The 15,079-nt window shown below is 62.3% G+C and carries 16 protein-coding genes; 7 read left to right on the top strand and 9 right to left on the bottom strand.

From position 1 onward, the window contains the following. Positions 1-58: 58 nt before the first annotated feature. Entirely contained in the window at positions 59-553 is a 495-nt protein-coding gene (locus FGE05_RS20965) for a SprT family zinc-dependent metalloprotease (protein WP_139647900.1), read from the bottom strand. Positions 554-708: 155 nt separating this feature from the next. Next, positions 709-1,311, bottom strand: a complete 603-nt coding sequence (locus FGE05_RS20970; RefSeq protein ID WP_139647902.1) for a Yip1 family protein — start codon at positions 1,309-1,311, stop codon at positions 709-711. Positions 1,312-1,740: 429 nt separating this feature from the next. Here FGE05_RS20970 and ttcA point away from each other — a divergent pair, with 429 nt between their 5' ends. Further along, positions 1,741-2,565, top strand: coding sequence for a tRNA 2-thiocytidine(32) synthetase TtcA (gene ttcA, locus FGE05_RS20975; RefSeq protein ID WP_139647904.1), 825 nt, complete (start codon positions 1,741-1,743; stop codon positions 2,563-2,565). A gap of 28 nt (positions 2,566-2,593) precedes the next feature. Further along, entirely contained in the window at positions 2,594-3,268 is a 675-nt protein-coding gene (locus FGE05_RS20980) for a DNA-3-methyladenine glycosylase I (protein ID WP_139647905.1), read from the top strand. Between the two features lie 99 nt (positions 3,269-3,367). Here FGE05_RS20980 and FGE05_RS20985 read toward each other — a convergent pair whose 3' ends face one another. From FGE05_RS20985 to arsC, 3 genes are read right to left on the bottom strand one after another with little or no spacing between them, the layout of a single operon-like run. Further along, positions 3,368-3,793 carry a DUF2069 domain-containing protein gene (locus FGE05_RS20985; protein ID WP_139647907.1) on the bottom strand — a complete coding sequence of 142 codons (426 nt, stop codon included), beginning with the start codon at positions 3,791-3,793 and terminating at the stop codon, positions 3,368-3,370. Further along, a complete protein-coding gene (wrbA, locus tag FGE05_RS20990) occupies positions 3,786-4,391 on the bottom strand; it encodes an NAD(P)H:quinone oxidoreductase (protein WP_041020225.1) in 606 nt (201 codons plus the stop codon). The genes FGE05_RS20985 and wrbA overlap by 8 nt, the downstream gene beginning before the upstream one ends. Beyond that, the gene (gene arsC, locus FGE05_RS20995; RefSeq protein WP_139647909.1) at positions 4,388-4,741 is read right to left on the bottom strand and encodes an arsenate reductase (glutaredoxin); all 354 of its coding nucleotides are present in this window, start codon (positions 4,739-4,741) and stop codon (positions 4,388-4,390) included. Before arsC ends, wrbA begins: the two co-directional genes overlap by 4 nt. Before the next feature lie 89 nt (positions 4,742-4,830). Here arsC and FGE05_RS21000 point away from each other — a divergent pair, with 89 nt between their 5' ends. Beyond that, the gene (locus FGE05_RS21000) at positions 4,831-5,298 is read left to right on the top strand and encodes a TlpA disulfide reductase family protein (protein WP_139647911.1); all 468 of its coding nucleotides are present in this window, start codon (positions 4,831-4,833) and stop codon (positions 5,296-5,298) included. 79 nt (positions 5,299-5,377) lie between these two features. Here FGE05_RS21000 and FGE05_RS21005 read toward each other — a convergent pair whose 3' ends face one another. From FGE05_RS21005 to FGE05_RS21020, 4 genes are all read right to left on the bottom strand, one after another. Beyond that, positions 5,378-5,782, bottom strand: a complete 405-nt coding sequence (locus FGE05_RS21005; protein WP_139647923.1) for an META domain-containing protein — start codon at positions 5,780-5,782, stop codon at positions 5,378-5,380. Next, the gene (locus tag FGE05_RS21010) at positions 5,782-6,216 is read right to left on the bottom strand and encodes a hypothetical protein (protein ID WP_139647925.1); all 435 of its coding nucleotides are present in this window, start codon (positions 6,214-6,216) and stop codon (positions 5,782-5,784) included. The genes FGE05_RS21005 and FGE05_RS21010 overlap by 1 nt, the downstream gene beginning before the upstream one ends. Before the next feature lie 177 nt (positions 6,217-6,393). Next, the gene (locus FGE05_RS21015) at positions 6,394-7,383 is read right to left on the bottom strand and encodes a 2-hydroxyacid dehydrogenase (protein WP_139647927.1); all 990 of its coding nucleotides are present in this window, start codon (positions 7,381-7,383) and stop codon (positions 6,394-6,396) included. 67 nt (positions 7,384-7,450) lie between these two features. Continuing rightward, on the bottom strand, positions 7,451-10,201 hold the full coding sequence (locus tag FGE05_RS21020) for a response regulator (RefSeq protein ID WP_139647929.1): 2,751 nt from the start codon (positions 10,199-10,201) through the stop codon (positions 7,451-7,453). A 214-nt stretch (positions 10,202-10,415) separates the two neighbouring features. Here FGE05_RS21020 and FGE05_RS21025 point away from each other — a divergent pair, with 214 nt between their 5' ends. From FGE05_RS21025 to rlmD, 4 genes are all read left to right on the top strand, one after another. Then, positions 10,416-11,138, top strand: coding sequence for a response regulator transcription factor (locus FGE05_RS21025; RefSeq protein ID WP_139647931.1), 723 nt, complete (start codon positions 10,416-10,418; stop codon positions 11,136-11,138). Further along, positions 11,125-12,576 carry a sensor histidine kinase gene (locus tag FGE05_RS21030; protein WP_139647933.1) on the top strand — a complete coding sequence of 484 codons (1,452 nt, stop codon included), beginning with the start codon at positions 11,125-11,127 and terminating at the stop codon, positions 12,574-12,576. Before FGE05_RS21025 ends, FGE05_RS21030 begins: the two co-directional genes overlap by 14 nt. A 179-nt stretch (positions 12,577-12,755) precedes the next feature. Beyond that, positions 12,756-13,658: a cysteine synthase CysM gene (cysM, locus tag FGE05_RS21035; RefSeq protein ID WP_041020218.1), complete on the top strand. Its 903-nt coding sequence runs from the start codon at positions 12,756-12,758 to the stop codon at positions 13,656-13,658. Beyond that, positions 13,658-15,028 carry a 23S rRNA (uracil(1939)-C(5))-methyltransferase RlmD gene (rlmD, locus tag FGE05_RS21040; RefSeq protein WP_139647935.1) on the top strand — a complete coding sequence of 457 codons (1,371 nt, stop codon included), beginning with the start codon at positions 13,658-13,660 and terminating at the stop codon, positions 15,026-15,028. The genes cysM and rlmD overlap by 1 nt, the downstream gene beginning before the upstream one ends. Positions 15,029-15,079: the final 51 nt, after the last annotated feature.

The following is a 15,079-nucleotide window of genomic DNA, read 5'->3' on the forward strand; positions in this document are numbered from 1 at the left end:
CCCCTCTATGGGAGCGAGCCTGCTCGCGATGAGGCCGGCCCAGGCACCCCAGATCCCGCTACTCCACCCGCGTCTCCCCGCTGAACACCAACGTTCCGCGACAACTGCGACACAGATACCGCCGTCCCTGGCGCACCAGGCTATGGCGCTGGGCCGAGAACGGGAAATCGCTGCCTTCGCAGGGGCATTTGTAGATGTAGCGGGTGACGCTGCGGCGTTTGATTTCGTAGGTATGGCAGCGGTTGGGCGGCAGTTCGTACACCCCGCGCATGATCAGTTGCCATTCTTCGCCATGGGGCTGGATGCGTTCGCCAAACAATTGATGGGCGATCAGGTGCGCGACTTCGTGGGCGACGGTCTGCTTGAGGAAGTCCTCGGCATTTTCCCGGTACAGCTGCGGATTGAAGCGCAGCAGGTTTTCATGCAAATGCGCGACACCGGCTTTCTGGCCACGCAATTTGAAGCTGACCACCGGGCGTTTGAAAGGACGTTTGAAAAAGGATTCGGCTTGTTGGTAACACTCTTCGACGCGGGTATTGAGTTGCTCGAGCATGCTTTACGGGTCTCCAGAAACCCGAGTATGCCGCAAGCGTCGGCCGTTGCGAATCGCTCAGGTGCCCAGCGGTCGTCTCACCGTCAGACATAGGAAGGCCGCCTTGCGGCGGCCTGTGTCGGCAGACCCTGTTTTTTTAGGAGAGCCTTGGTTTTTCAGTTGGTATAGACCGGGCCGACGCCCAACCCCCAGACAATCACTGTGAACGCCATGATGGCAACCAGCACCACCAGGCCAACGGCAAGTACCGAACTGGAAAACAGGAAGCCTTCGTCCTGGGGAATATTCATGAAGGTCGGCAAGCCCACATACAACAGGTAGACCGTGTAGCAGATCGCCGCCGTACCCACGATCATTCCCAGCCACATGTGGGGATAGAGCGCTGCCAGGCCGCCGATGAACAGGGGGGTGGCGGTGTAGGTGGCGAACGCGACGCAACGGGCCAGGCTCGGGTTGGCGTCATAGGTGCGGGCCATCCAGTGGATGAACGCACCCATCACCGCGACACCGCCCAGCATGGCCAGGTAGGACATGATGGTCATCCACAGTGCGCTTTCATGGGTGAGCATGACCGGGGCACGATTGCCTATGACCCATCCTACCTGCGTCGTGCCGATAAACGCCGATACAGCGGGAATCGCCGCCAGGATCAGCGTGTGGGTGAGGTACATGTGGCTGATGCTTTCCTCCTGATCGCCACGGATGTCTTTCCATTCTTGATCAGGGTGGGTAAAGAGCCCCACGACATGATGGATCATAGTCAGTCACTCCTTTGTTATTGCCATCGCCCCCCAACGGAGCGCCTACGGGCCAAATGGCCAAGTAAGTTAAGGTCTGAATATGTGTGCGACCTTATGACGCAGTATAGAAAGGACTCATCCCGAGGGGGATGGGGGGCTTAGAGCAAATCGCGCTGTAGGTGGGCGGGTTAATCGCCGATAGGTCTGTGTACACAGTCTTGAAACGGGTGAATAACCCTGTGGCGAGGGGATTTATCCCCGCTGGGGTGCGAAGCAGCCCCTACGTTCGGCCTGCTCCACCGTTGGTTGCATTGAGATATTAGGGCCGCTACGCGCCCCAGCGGGGATAAATCCCCTCGCCACAACAGGGGCGTGCCAGCCTCTTCGCCGCAGGCCTGTTTTTGCGTAAAATGCCGGCCCTTCGTCACACCTCACGGATTTCGCGTCATGGGCACTCTTACGGTCAACCAGAACAAACTGCAAAAGCGCCTGCGCCGCCTGGCTGGTGAGGCGGTTGCCGATTTCAACATGATTGAAGACGGCGACAAGGTCATGGTCTGCCTGTCCGGTGGCAAGGACAGCTACACCATGCTCGATGTGCTGATGCACCTGCAGAAGGTTGCGCCGATCAAGTTCGACATCGTCGCGGTGAACATGGACCAGAAGCAGCCGGGGTTCCCCGAAGATGTGCTGCCGACGTACCTCAAGTCGCTGGGCGTGGAGTACCACATCGTCGAGAAAGACACCTACTCGGTGGTCAAGGAACTGATTCCAGAAGGCAAGACCACCTGTTCGCTGTGCTCACGCCTGCGTCGCGGCACGCTCTACACCTTCGCCGACGAGATCGGCGCAACCAAGATGGCCCTGGGGCATCACCGCGACGACATCGTCGAGACGTTCTTCCTGAACATGTTCTTCAACGGCTCGCTCAAGGCCATGCCACCCAAGCTGCGCGCCGATGACGGGCGCAACGTGGTGATCCGCCCGCTGGCCTACTGCAGCGAGAAAGACATCCAGGCCTATTCGGATCTCAAGCAATTCCCGATCATCCCCTGCAACCTGTGCGGTTCCCAGGAGAACCTGCAGCGCCAGGTGGTCAAGGAGATGCTTCAGGACTGGGAACGCAAGACGCCAGGCCGTACCGAGAGCATCTTCCGTGGTTTGCAGAACGTCGTTCCCTCGCAGTTGGCGGACCGTAACCTGTTCGACTTTACCAACCTGCGTATCGACGAAAGCGCTGCTTCGCGCTTCGTCAACGTGGTGAACCTCTGACCCGCTACACCGGACCCAAGGAGCAGGAATGCGCGATTACAAGTGGCTGCATGAATACTGCCTGAACCGCTTTGGTTCGACGGCTGAACTGGAAGCCCACCTGCCTGTTCCCAAGACCCCGGCGCAACTGCGCAAGATCGGTGATGACCGTTACCTCTCGACCATGTCGCTGCGGATCTTCCGCGCCGGGCTCAAGCACAGCCTGGTGGATGCCAAGTGGCCGGCGTTCGAGGAAGTGTTCTTCAAGTTCGATCCGGAAAAAGTCGTGCTGATGAGTGCCGAGCACCTGGAGCGGCTGATGCAGGATGCGCGGATCATCCGGCACCTGGGCAAGCTCAAGAGCGTGCCCCGCAACGCGCAACTGATAGTGGACGTGGCCCATGAAAAAGGCAGCTTCGGCGCGCTGGTCGCCGACTGGCCGGTGACCGACATCGTTGGCCTGTGGACCTACCTGAAAAAGCATGGCCATCAACTGGGCGGCCTGTCGGCTCCGTACTTTTTACGGATGATGGGCAAGGACACCTTCGTGACCAGCTACGACGTCGTGGCGGCGCTCAATGCCCAGGGCATCATCGACAAGGTCCCCACCAGCCTGCGGGACCTGGCGACGGTGCAGAATGCCTTCAACCAGTGGCATGAAGAGAGTGGCGGGCGGCCGATGAGCCATATTTCGAAGATGCTGGCGTATACCGTGAATCATTGAGACCGAGTCGGATCCATCGCGAGCAGGCTCGCTCCCACAGGGGATTTTCGGTGTTCATAAATCCAGTGTGGGAGCGAGCCTGCTCGCGATAGCGGTCTATCAGGCGACGGAGATGTCTCCCTCGCCAGCCAACCGCCGGTTCAACTGAAACCGCCAGCGCACATACAACAACGCCGAACAGAACACCGCCACGCTCGCCAGCATCTCCAACACGCCGAACAGTTGCCGGTTCGGGTCATAGGCCGCCAATGCGCCCTTGATGAAATACAGGTTCACCACGAAGCACATCCATGAATGGCCGCGAGCACTGCCGGTGAGCATCCCGGGTGCCAATATCAAAAGTGGCACCAACTCGATCAGCAGGATCACCCAGGGCCGTGCGCCGTGCAGATCGGCGATCAGCAGGTAATACACGCTGAGCACCCCCACCAGGCCGAAAAAACACAGCAGACTGAGGACGCGGGCGATGCGTACGCGCGGCTCCAGCCATTGGATGGAGGGCAGGATCTTCGGCTTTTTAGCCACGGCCGCTCTCCAGCAATTGTGCGGTTTTCGCCAGGCGCGAACCCAGGGCCCGGCACAGGGCGACTTCATGCTCGTTCAAGCCGCTTTTACCGTCACTCCCGGCGTGATGGCTCGGCCCGTAAGGCGTGCCGCCGCCCTCGGTATCGATCAGGGCCGACTCGCTGTAGGGCAGGCCGGTGATCAGCATGCCGTGGTGCAACAGCGGCAGCATCATCGACAGCAGGGTGGTTTCCTGGCCGCCGTGCAGGCTCGCGGTGGAGGTGAACACCCCAGCTGGCTTGCCCACCAGGGCACCGGTCAGCCACAGGTTGCTGGTGCCGTCGAGAAAGTACTTGAGCGGCGCGGCCATGTTGCCGAAACGGGTCGGGCTGCCCAAGGCCAGGCCGGCACAATTCTTCAGATCGTCGAGGGTGGCGTACAGCGGACCCTGCTCGGGGATGTCCGGGGCTACCGCTTCGCACTCGGTGGAAATCGCCGGCACCGTGCGCAACCTGGCTTCCAGCCCGGCCTGTTCGATGCCGCGGGCGATCTGCCGGGCCATTTCGTTAGTGGAGCCACTGCGGCTGTAATACAACACCAGGATGTACGGTGTGCTCACGGCAGGATCTCCAGGATTTTCTCTGGCGGACGGCCGATCACGGCTTTGTCGGCGGTTTCGAGAATCGGCCGTTCCATCAGTTTCGGGTGGGCGGCAATGGCGGCGATCAATTGCGCCTGGCTCAGGCTTTCGTCGGCCAGGTTCAGGCTGGTGTATTCGTCTTCGCCGGTACGCAGCAGTTGCCGGGCCGTGATGCCGAGCTTGCCCAGCAACCGTTCGAGCTGCGCTGCATCGAGCGGCGTCTCCAGGTAGCGGACCACGGTGGGCGTCAGGCCGCGGGCCTCCAACAGTTCCAGCGCACCGCGGGATTTAGAGCAGCGCGGGTTGTGATAAAGCGTCAGATCGGTCATGAGCGGGTCGCATCTTGCGTAAGGTGGCGGCTATTCTACTGTGCCACGATGGGTCGTGGCAGCGTTCACATTCAGACAAGGATTGGCACATGGCAAGGCGATTGACGGCGGCACTGGCATTTATTGGCATTCTGTTGCTCGCCGGTTGCGGAAACGACTACGGAGTCGACCAGAACGGCCAGGCGATTGCCTCGCAACGGCTGGACAAGCAGTGGCTGGTCATCAACTACTGGGCCGAATGGTGCGCGCCGTGCCGCACCGAGATCCCGGAACTCAATGCCTTGGCCGAACAGCTCAAGGGACGCGGTGTCGGTGTGTTCGGAGTCAATTTCGATCAGGTGCAAGGCGAGGAGCTCAAGAGCGCCAGCGACAAGATGGGTATCCGGTTCACCGTGCTGGCCCGGGATCCGGCCGAGATCTTCGACCTGCCGCGCAGCGAAGGGTTGCCGGTGACCTACATCATCGACAACGAGGGCAAGGTGCGCGAGCAATTGCTGGGCGAGCAGACGGCGGCGGGGGTGATGGCGAAGCTTGAGGCGTTGCAGGCGCTTAAATAGCACTTTGTGATGAGGAGGTTGTGAGGGCTGTTGTGGCGAGGGGATAAATCCCCTCGCCACTGGTTCACGGTTGAGGGCCTCAACCCTCTTCCAGCCACCACCGCAGCGGCTTGCCCTGGGCCGGCCAGAAGCGTACCTGCTCGATGGGCGAGATGTCCCAGCGTTCGACCTTTTCCAGCGCCTGCAAAAACCGCGACTCCTGCTCCATCACCGCCGGCCCGCAGAGTTTGCGGGTGCTGCCGATCTTGCCGAAGCTCAGACGGTGGCCTTCCAGGGTATAGGGGGCGAACCAGTGATTGCAGCCGGCATTGCCATAAGCCCGGCCATCTTCCCCCAGGGTGATGGTCAGGTGGCTGTAGTCCATCAACGGCCGTTCACCGATCCATTCAAGAATGTAGCTGCGGTTCTGTTGCAACTGTACAGGTTCGGCGGCACAGCCCATCAGGCTCATGCCGATCAACGCGGACAGGGCCAGACGTTTCATCAGGCGGCTTCCCGGCACGTCGGACACAGGTGTTTTTCACCCACGGTGGTCCAGCCCAACTCGGCGATGCGCGCGCTGGCGGCGGGTTTCTGGGCCTTGACGCCGAGCTTGGCGTCAACAGCAAACTCGAAGCTCAGTTCCTTGGCGCAACCGTTGCAATTGACCTGCCAGGTGTGGATTGCCAACTCGCCGAACACCGGGCCGGTGGTCATGGCGGTCCATTGGCCCATGGGCTTGAGCAGGTGGCGAACGGTGTCCACGGTCAGGCGCATGGACAAATCCTTGCTGCCCTTGAGGGTGACCAGCAGAACATCGTTGGCCTGGATCGAACCGCCGTTGCCGGTGACCTGGTAGCGGCCCGGCGCCAGTGCGCGGACTTCGGTCAGGGTGTGCTGCGGGTTCATCAGGGTGTAGCGGAAATCGTGCTCGGCCATGGGTCCTCCAAAATAGGCGCGACATGCTAGCACGCGGCATGGGTGGCGATGGCCCGGATGCGACGAATACCCCTCTACTTGTGGGAGCGAGCCTGCTCGCGCTGACATCAGTGCCGACTGATCTGCCGCTATCGCGAGCAGGCTCGCTCCCACAGGGGGCTGGTGTTGGAGTTGGCTTTAGCCGTTCACCAGATTCTGCGGCGTGCCGTTCGCCCAGGCGGCGATGTTGTCCAGGGTGGTCGCGGCGATTGCATCCAGCGCTTCATGGGTCAGGAACGCCTGGTGCGCGGTGACCACCACGTTTGGAAAGGTCAGCAGCCGCGCCAGCACGTCGTCCTGTAAGGGTTGGTCGGAGCGGTCCTTGAAAAACAGCTGGGCCTCTTCCTCGTAGACATCCAGCCCCAGATAGCCCAACTGGCCGCTTTTCAGCGCTTCGATCAGGGCCGGTGTGTCCACCAGGCCGCCGCGCCCGGTATTGATCAGCATGGCGCCGGGCTGCATCGTCGCCAGCGAATCGGCATTGATCAGGTGCCGACTGTGTTCGTTCAGCGGGCAGTGCAGGCTGATGATCTGCGCTTGCGCCAGCAGATCGGCCAGGGGCAGGTAGCGAGCCCCCAGGGCTTCGACCTGAGGGTTGGGGTAGGGGTCGCAAGCCAGCAAGCGGCAACCGAAACCGGCCATGATCCGCGCGAACGTCGCGCCGATCTGTCCGGTGCCGACCACCCCGACCGTCTTGCCCACCAGGTCGAATCCGGTCAGGCCATGGAGGCTGAAGTTGCCGTCGCGGGTGCGGTTATAGGCCCGGTGCAGGCAGCGATTGAGTGCCATGATCAATGCCACCGCATGTTCGGCCACTGCATGGGGCGAATAGGCTGGAACCCGGACGATGCTCAAACCCAGGCCCCTGGCGGCGGTCAGGTCGACATGGTTGTAGCCGGCCGAGCGCAGGGCGATCAACCGGGTCCCACCATTCGCCAGCCGTTCCAGCACTGGAGCGCTCAGGTCATCGTTGATGAATGCGCACACCACCTCGTGCCGTTCGGCCAGGGCCACGGTGTCCAGGTTCAAGCGGGCGGGCTGGAATTGCAGTTCAAGGCCGGCGGGGAGCGGGGCTTTGGTGAAACTGTCTCGATCGTAGGTCTGGCTGCTGAAAAGAATCGCGCGCATGGCGGCCTCCTGGCACTTTGAATCGTGTCAGCTTAGCCGCCATCGAGCTTGGGTTTATTGCCTTGGATCAGGCGCTGATGCGTGCCTCGCTGGCCAGCCTATCGATGGCGCGATCCAGGTCTTCCAGGGCGATGCTGGCCTTGGGATCCTGTTGCTTTAGCAAGGTTTCGCTGCGCTGGCAGGCGGCGCGCAATTGCGGGACGCCGCAGTAGCGTGTGGCGCCATGCAGGCGATGGACCCGCTCGATCAGGGCATTATGGTCGTTGGCCTCGCTGGCCTGGCGAATCGCTTCGCGGTCGGCTTCCAGGGAGGCCAGTAGCATCGCCAGCATGTCTGCGGCCAGGTCGGCCTTGCCGGCGGCCAGGCGCAGGCCTTCTTCATGATCGAGCACCAGCAGTTCACTGCCGCCCTGGGCATCGAAGCCTCGCTCCGGGGATTGATTGCGCAGGGCCAGGCCGGTCCATTTGAGCACCACCTGGGCCAGTTGCCGCTCGCTGATGGGTTTGGTCAGGTAGTCGTCCATGCCGCTTTGCAGCAGGGCGCGTTTTTCGTTGGCCATGGCGTGGGCGGTTAGGGCGACGATCGGCAGCGGCGTGCAATGGCGCTCGCTTTCCCACTGACGGATGGCCTCGGTGCTCTGGCGACCGTCCATGCCGGGCATCTGCACATCCATCAGGACCAGGTCGAAGGTTTCCTTTTGCACGGCCTGGACCGCGGCATAGCCGCTTTCCACCGCCAGCACCTTGGCACCCATGTCTTCGAGAAGGGTTTGCACCAGCAACAGGTTGGCCGGGTTGTCGTCCACGCACAGGACCTTGGGCGCGCGGCTGGCCACCGGCTCGTTGGGTTCGTTGCGCGGCGGGCGCGGGTTGACCAGATCGGACAGCGAGCGGCGCAACTTGCGGGTGCAGGCCGGCTTGGCCTGCAGCTGGCTGTGGGGGTTGGGCACCGAGAGGTGGTACAGCGTCTGCTCGGTGGTCGGGCACAGCACCAGGACCTTGCAGCCAAGGTGCTCAAGGTCCCAGATGTGCTGGTTGAGGCGCTCCGGCGGCATGTCGTTGCTGGTGATGCCCAGCACGGCCAGGTCGATGGCCTGATCGGTCTGGTGGGCGAGGGTCACGCCATTGGTCAGGTTTTCCAGGGTATTGAACGGCGTCACCTGCAAGCCGCAATCTTCGAGCTGATGCTGCAAGGCCTGGCGAGCCAGTTCATGGTTCTCCAGCAGGGCCACATGACGACCCAGCAACGGTGGGCCGGGCTGGTCCTCGGCGTCGTCACGGGTCTTGGGCAGGCGCAGGCTGATCCAGAACTCCGAACCTTCGCCCGGTGTGCTGTCGACCCCGATCTCGCCGCCCATTTGCTCCACCAGGCGCTTGGAAATCACCAGGCCCAACCCGGTGCCGCCCGGTTGCCGCGACAGCGAATTGTCGGCCTGGCTGAACGCCTGGAACAGCGCCCGTACGTCCTGGTTCGACAGGCCGATGCCAGTGTCCTGGATGCTGATGCGCAGTTGCACGCTGTCTTCGTGTTCGTCTTCGAGCATGGCCCGGGCGACGATGGTGCCTTCGCGGGTGAACTTGATGGCGTTGCTCACCAGGTTGGTGAGAATCTGCTTGAGTCGCAGCGGGTCGCCCACCAATGACAACGGGGTGTCGCGGTAGACCAGGCTTACCAGTTCCAGCTGTTTGGCGTGAGCTGCTGGGGCGAGGATGGTCAGGGTGTCCTGCAACAGGTCCCGCAGGTTGAACGGAATGCTATCGAGCACCAGCTTGCCGGCCTCGATTTTCGAAAAATCCAGGATCTCATTGATGATGCCCAGCAGGCTGTCGGCGGACTTTTCGATGGTGCCCAGGTAATCGAGCTGGCGCGGGGTCAGTTCGCTTTTCTGCAACAAGTGCGTGAAGCCGAGGATGCCATTGAGAGGCGTACGGATTTCATGGCTCATGTTCGCCAGGAATTCGGACTTGATCCGGCTTGCCTCCAGGGCCTCCTTGCGGGCCAGGTCCAGCTCGATGTTCTGGATCTCGATGGTTTCCAGGTTCTGGCGCACGTCTTCCGTGGCCTGGTCGATGCTGTGCTGCAATTCTTCCTGGGCGTTCTGCAAGGTACCGGCCATGCGGTTGATGCCCGACGCCAGCTCATCCAGTTCCTGGCTGCCCAGTGGAGGCAGGCGCGTTTCCAGGTGACCGTCCTTGAGTTGCGCCACGGCCAGCTTGATCTGGCTCAGCGGTCGGTTGATCGTGCGGCCCATGCGCAAGGCCAGCAACCCGGTCAGTCCCAGGCCGGCGGTAATCAGCAAGAGGCTGGCAAACAGACTGCGGTAACCGCGCAGCAACATGCCGCTGTGGGACAACTCCAGCTCGACCCAGCCCAGCAAGCGGTCGGCTTCTTCGGGGATCAATTCGCCGGCGAGGTTGCGGTGCTTGCCGAACACCGGCAGCAGGTAGCGCGTGGCGTCGTTGCCGGTGCGTTGCAGCAGCTGGGCGCTGTTGCCCTCCGGTGCGCGGTTGAGCATGGTCGGGCCGGCGTGGGCCAGCGGCGTGCGGTCAGGGGCGAGGAACGTCACGGCGCGCACGTCCGTCTGCTCGAGGGACTGGGTGGCGATGCGCTCCAGCAGGTCGCTGTCCTGGCGACTCATGGCCGGGGCGACCAGCGGAGCAAGCTGTTCGGCGATCATCTCGCCACGCTGCAGCAACTGGGCATGCAGGTCCGATTGCTGCATCCAAGTGAAATAGCCGCCCAGGACCAGCGCCATCAGGCTGGTCGGCAATAGGGTCAGCAACAACACGCGGCCTTTGATTCCCAGTTTCTTCAGCACACTTGTCTCCTGCATCCAGCGGTCTGATCGACTTTGCGCGCATCCGGCACGCAATACCTGCGCAGTGTAGCGATTTGCAGGCGGGCAATCTCCGTAAAATTCATGTCGCCGTGCATCCGTAACGCTGGCTGCACCGGTGTCGCGATGCGTGGCGGTTGCCTCCAGAGGGGTGATCTTGAATAATCCGGCAACTGAGAATTATTTGCAGATAATCATGAATCCCACTTCTGCTGTTCATCCCCGTATCCTCTCCATTGAAGACGATCCCGTGCTGGGCGCCTATGTCCACGAGCAACTCGGCCGCAGCGGGTTCGACGTGACCTGGTGCCAGAACGGCCGGGAAGGGTTGGAAATTGCCTGCCGCCAGGCTTTCGACGTGGTGCTCATGGACATCCTGCTGCCTGGTATGGATGGGCTCGCGGTGCTGACCCGTTTGCGCCAGAGCCATTCGACCCCGGTGGTGTTGATGTCTGCCCTGGGCGCCGAAGCCGACCGCATCAGTGGTTTTCGCCTCGGTGCCGACGATTACCTGCCCAAGCCCTTCAGCATGGCTGAGCTGCACGTGCGTATAGAGGCCATTCTGCGCCGGGTGGCCCTGGACCGGCGTCCGGCCCCGACATTCCCCGTCCATCAGGTCCAAGGACTGGATTTCGACGAAGAACGCAGTGACGTACAGGTCGCCGGACAATATGCCGGGCTGACCCGCAGCGAGTACCGCCTGCTGGACGTTCTGCACCGCAGCGGCGACGAAGTGCTGAGCAAGGCCTTCCTTTATCAGCACGTCTTGCAGCGTGGCTATGCCCCCCACGACCGTAGCCTGGATATGCACGTCAGCCAGATTCGCCGCAAGCTCAAGGCCATCGGCTACACCGCGCGGGAAGTGCGCACCGTATGGGGCAAGGGGTATGTCTTGAGTGCCGCCGATGAAATGGTCTGATCTGCCCTCGCGGCATTCGTTGTTCTGGAAACTGGCGTGTCTGCTGGTAGCGTTCTGTCTGCTGATGATCTGGTTGAGCTGGTCCTGGGGCCGCTACATGGAACAGCGCAACCAATTCCTCTCGGACGAGGCCCGAGGCACCCTCACGCGCTATGCCGCCGAGGCCGAGCAGGCTTGGCTCGGGGGCAGTCAGGCGGGTGTCGATCAGTGGTTGCAGGGCATGCAGCAGCGCGAAGCCAGTTGGGTCGGCGTCATTGGCGCAGACTTGCAGTCCCTGAGCGAGCACCCGCTGACGGACAAAGAGATCGAGCGCCTGACGTTCCTACGGGGTCTCGATTGGCCCATTCACCGCAAAGGCCGGCCGTGGCTGCGGGTGCCATTTCCCGATGATCCGTCCGCAGGCAGCCTGGTGATCGAGCTGCCCGAGCGTTTCCTGCCGGGGCGATACCGGGTGTTCTGGCGAGTGATTACCAATGGCGTGATTCCCGGGCTGTTCACCTTGTTGCTGTGCGTTGGCCTGTATCGCTTGCTGGTGGTGCCGCTCAATCAACTGCGCGAGCAGGCCAATGCCTGGCGCGTCGATCAGTTGAACGTGCGCCTGCCCAGTCGCACGACCGACCGGAGCGATGAGTTGGGTGAGCTGGGGCGTGCGTTCGATCACATGGCCGAACGGCTGCAATCGACCGTCATCCTGCAACAGCAATTGCTGCGCGACCTGTCCCATGAACTGCGTACACCTCTGAGTCGCCTGCAAGTCGCCAGCGAAAGCGAGCAAGCGTTCGAGCCATTGCGTGAGCGGGTCGCCCGGGAAGTCGAGGGCATGCAGCGACTGGTGGAAGACACATTGCAACTGGCCTGGCTCGACACCGACCGTACGCCGCTGCCTGGGGAAACCATCCAGGTCCAGGCGCTGTGGGAAATGCTCACGGAAAATGCCTGCTACGAAAGCGGCTGGCCCGCCAGCCAACTGCATTGCGCCGTAGCGGCCGACTGTTGGGTGCAGGGCAACCTCAATACCCTGGCCCAAGCCCTGGAAAATATCCTGCGCAACGCCATCCGCCATTCACCGCCCGAGGGCATCGTGCGGCTGGATGGCGAGCGCGAAGGCGCGTTCTGGCATCTGTGGCTGGAGGACGAAGGCGGCGGGGTGGCGGAGCAGGATCTGCGGCGCATCTTCGATCCTTTCACACGCCTCGATGGCTCTCGTCCCGGCGATGGCGGTTTCGGCCTCGGCCTGAGCATCGCGCGCAATGCGGTGCAGCGCCAGGGTGGACGAATGTGGGTGGAGAATGGTGAGCGAGGGTTGCGGTTGAATCTGTGGCTGATGGCCGATGACCATCTCATTACCACGCCGACTGCAATCCCTGTGGCGAGGGGATTTATCGAAACGTCGCACCGCCCCGCTGGGGCGCGAAGCGGCCCTCAACAAACGATCTGACACCGTGGACTCAGGCCTAGGGGCCGCTTCGCAGCCCAGCGGGGATAAATCCCCTCGCCACAGAGGGCATTTGGCAGGCCTTATTCCTTTAAGCCATAACCTCCACACTTTGCGTGATATGGCCGGGCAGGGTTTGCCGGTATGATAGGCGCCCCCGCAGCCCGGATTGCGAATACGCCATGACTGTGCAATACCCCACCATCGCCGATTGCGTCGGCAACACCCCGCTGGTTCGTTTGCAGCGCCTGCCCGGCGTGACCAGCAACACGCTTTTGCTCAAGCTCGAAGGGAACAACCCGGCGGGTTCGGTCAAGGACCGGCCGGCGCTGTCGATGATCACCCGTGGCGAGTTGCGCGGGCAGATCCAGCCCGGTGACACGCTGATCGAGGCGACCTCCGGCAACACCGGGATTGCCCTGGCGATGGCGGCGGCGATTAAGGGCTACAAGATGATCCTGATCATGCCTGACAATTCCAGCGCCGAGCGCAAGGCGGCGATGACCGCCTACGGCGCCGAGTTGATCCTCGTCACCAAGGACGAAGGCATGGAGGGCGCCCGTGACCTGGCCGAGCGGATGCAGGCCGAGGGGCGTGGCAAGGTGCTCGACCAATTCGCCAACGGCGACAATCCCGAAGCCCACTACACCAGCACCGGCCCCGAGATCTGGCGCCAGACTGACGGCACCATCACCCATTTCGTCAGCTCAATGGGCACCACCGGGACCATCATGGGCACTTCGCGCTATCTGAAAGAACAAAATCCAAACGTGCAGATCATCGGCCTGCAACCGATGGAAGGCGCGTCCATCCCCGGCATTCGCCGCTGGCCCGAGGAGTATCTGCCGAAGATCTACCAGGCTGACCGTGTGGACCGCATCATCGACATGGCCCAGAGCGAAGCCGAGGACGTGACCCGTCGCCTGGCTCGCGAAGAAGGTATTTTCTGCGGCGTGTCGTCCGGTGGTGCCGTGGCGGGCATGCTGCGTTTGTCGAAGGAAGTTGAAAACGCGGTGATCGTCGCGATCATCTGCGACCGCGGCGACCGCTACCTGTCCACCGGCATTTTCGACGCGCCCAACTGATGGCCAAGCATGAAAGAGGCTTGCGCTTCCAGCCCAGCGGCGGAAGCCGGGCCCCACAAGTGCCGACCGGCAAGAAACAGCGTCTGACCATCGAGCGCCTGGCCAATGATGGCCGGGGCATCGCTTTTGTCGACGGGCGAACCTGGTTCGTCATCGGCGCCCTGGCCGGCGAAGAGGTCGAGGCGCGGGTGCTGGGTGCCCATGGCAAGGTGGTCGAGGCACGCACCGAGCGGGTGTTTCAGGCCAGTGAACTGCGCCGCGCTGCGCCGTGCATTCATGCCGGTCGATGTGGCGGTTGCAGCGTTCAACACCTGCCCCACGACGAACAGCTCGCCCTGAAACAGCGCATGCTCGCCGAGCAATTGTCGCGGGTCGCCGGTGTGGCGCCGGACGAATGGGCTGCGCCGCTGAGCGGGCCGGAATTCGCTTACCGGCGTCGCGCCCGCGTGGCGGTACGCTGGGACCAGAAAGCGAAGAAACTTGAGGTCGGATTCCGTGCCGTCGGCAGCCAGGACATTGTCGCCATCGGCGATTGCCCGGTGCTGGTACAGCCTTTGCAACCGATCATGAGCCGCCTGCCGGACATGCTCCGCCGCTTGAGCAAACCCCAGGCACTGGGGCATGTGGAATTGTTCGCCGGCTCGTCCCTGGCGGTATTGCTGCGGCACATGACGCCGCTGTCGGAAGCCGACCTGACGATCCTCAAGGATTTCTGCGCATTCCATGGCGCCCAACTGTGGCTGCACGGCGAAGGTGAGCCGCAACCGGTCGAAGCTGGATTGACCTTGGGTTATCGCCTGGACACTTGGGACCTGGACCTGGCTTATCGGCCGGGGGATTTCATCCAGGTGAACGCCGGGGTCAACGAGGCGATGATCGCCCAGGCCCTGCAATGGCTGGCGCCGCGATCCGAGGAGCGGGTGCTGGACCTGTTCTGCGGCCTGGGCAACTTTGCCTTGCCGTTGGCGCGGTGCGTGCGTGAGGTGGTGGCCGTGGAAGGCGTGCAGACCATGGTGGATCGGGCGGCGGCCAATGCCGTCAGCAATAATTTGAATAACACTGCCTTTTTTCAGGCCGATTTATCCCAGCCACTGGCGGGTGCCGAGTGGATCGGCGAAGGCTTTTCTGCGGTACTCTTGGACCCACCCCGTGACGGTGCTTTCGAGGTGGTGCGCAAGCTGGCGTCCCTGGGCGCCAAACGGTTGGTTTATGTATCGTGCAACCCGGCAACTTTGGCCCGGGATACGGTCGAATTGATCAAGCAGGGCTACCGGTTAAAACGTGCCGGGATTCTCGATATGTTTCCTCAAACGGCGCATGTCGAGGCCATGGCGTTATTTGAAGCGAGCCAGGATGGCTTGTCCGACTGACCCGTTCGTGTCACCCCGCCACAGTCCTGGGCGGAAACACGGGCAACGAAG

Source organism: Pseudomonas sp. ICMP22404 (assembly GCF_006227205.1).
Taxonomy (GTDB): Bacteria; Pseudomonadota; Gammaproteobacteria; order Pseudomonadales; family Pseudomonadaceae; genus Aquipseudomonas.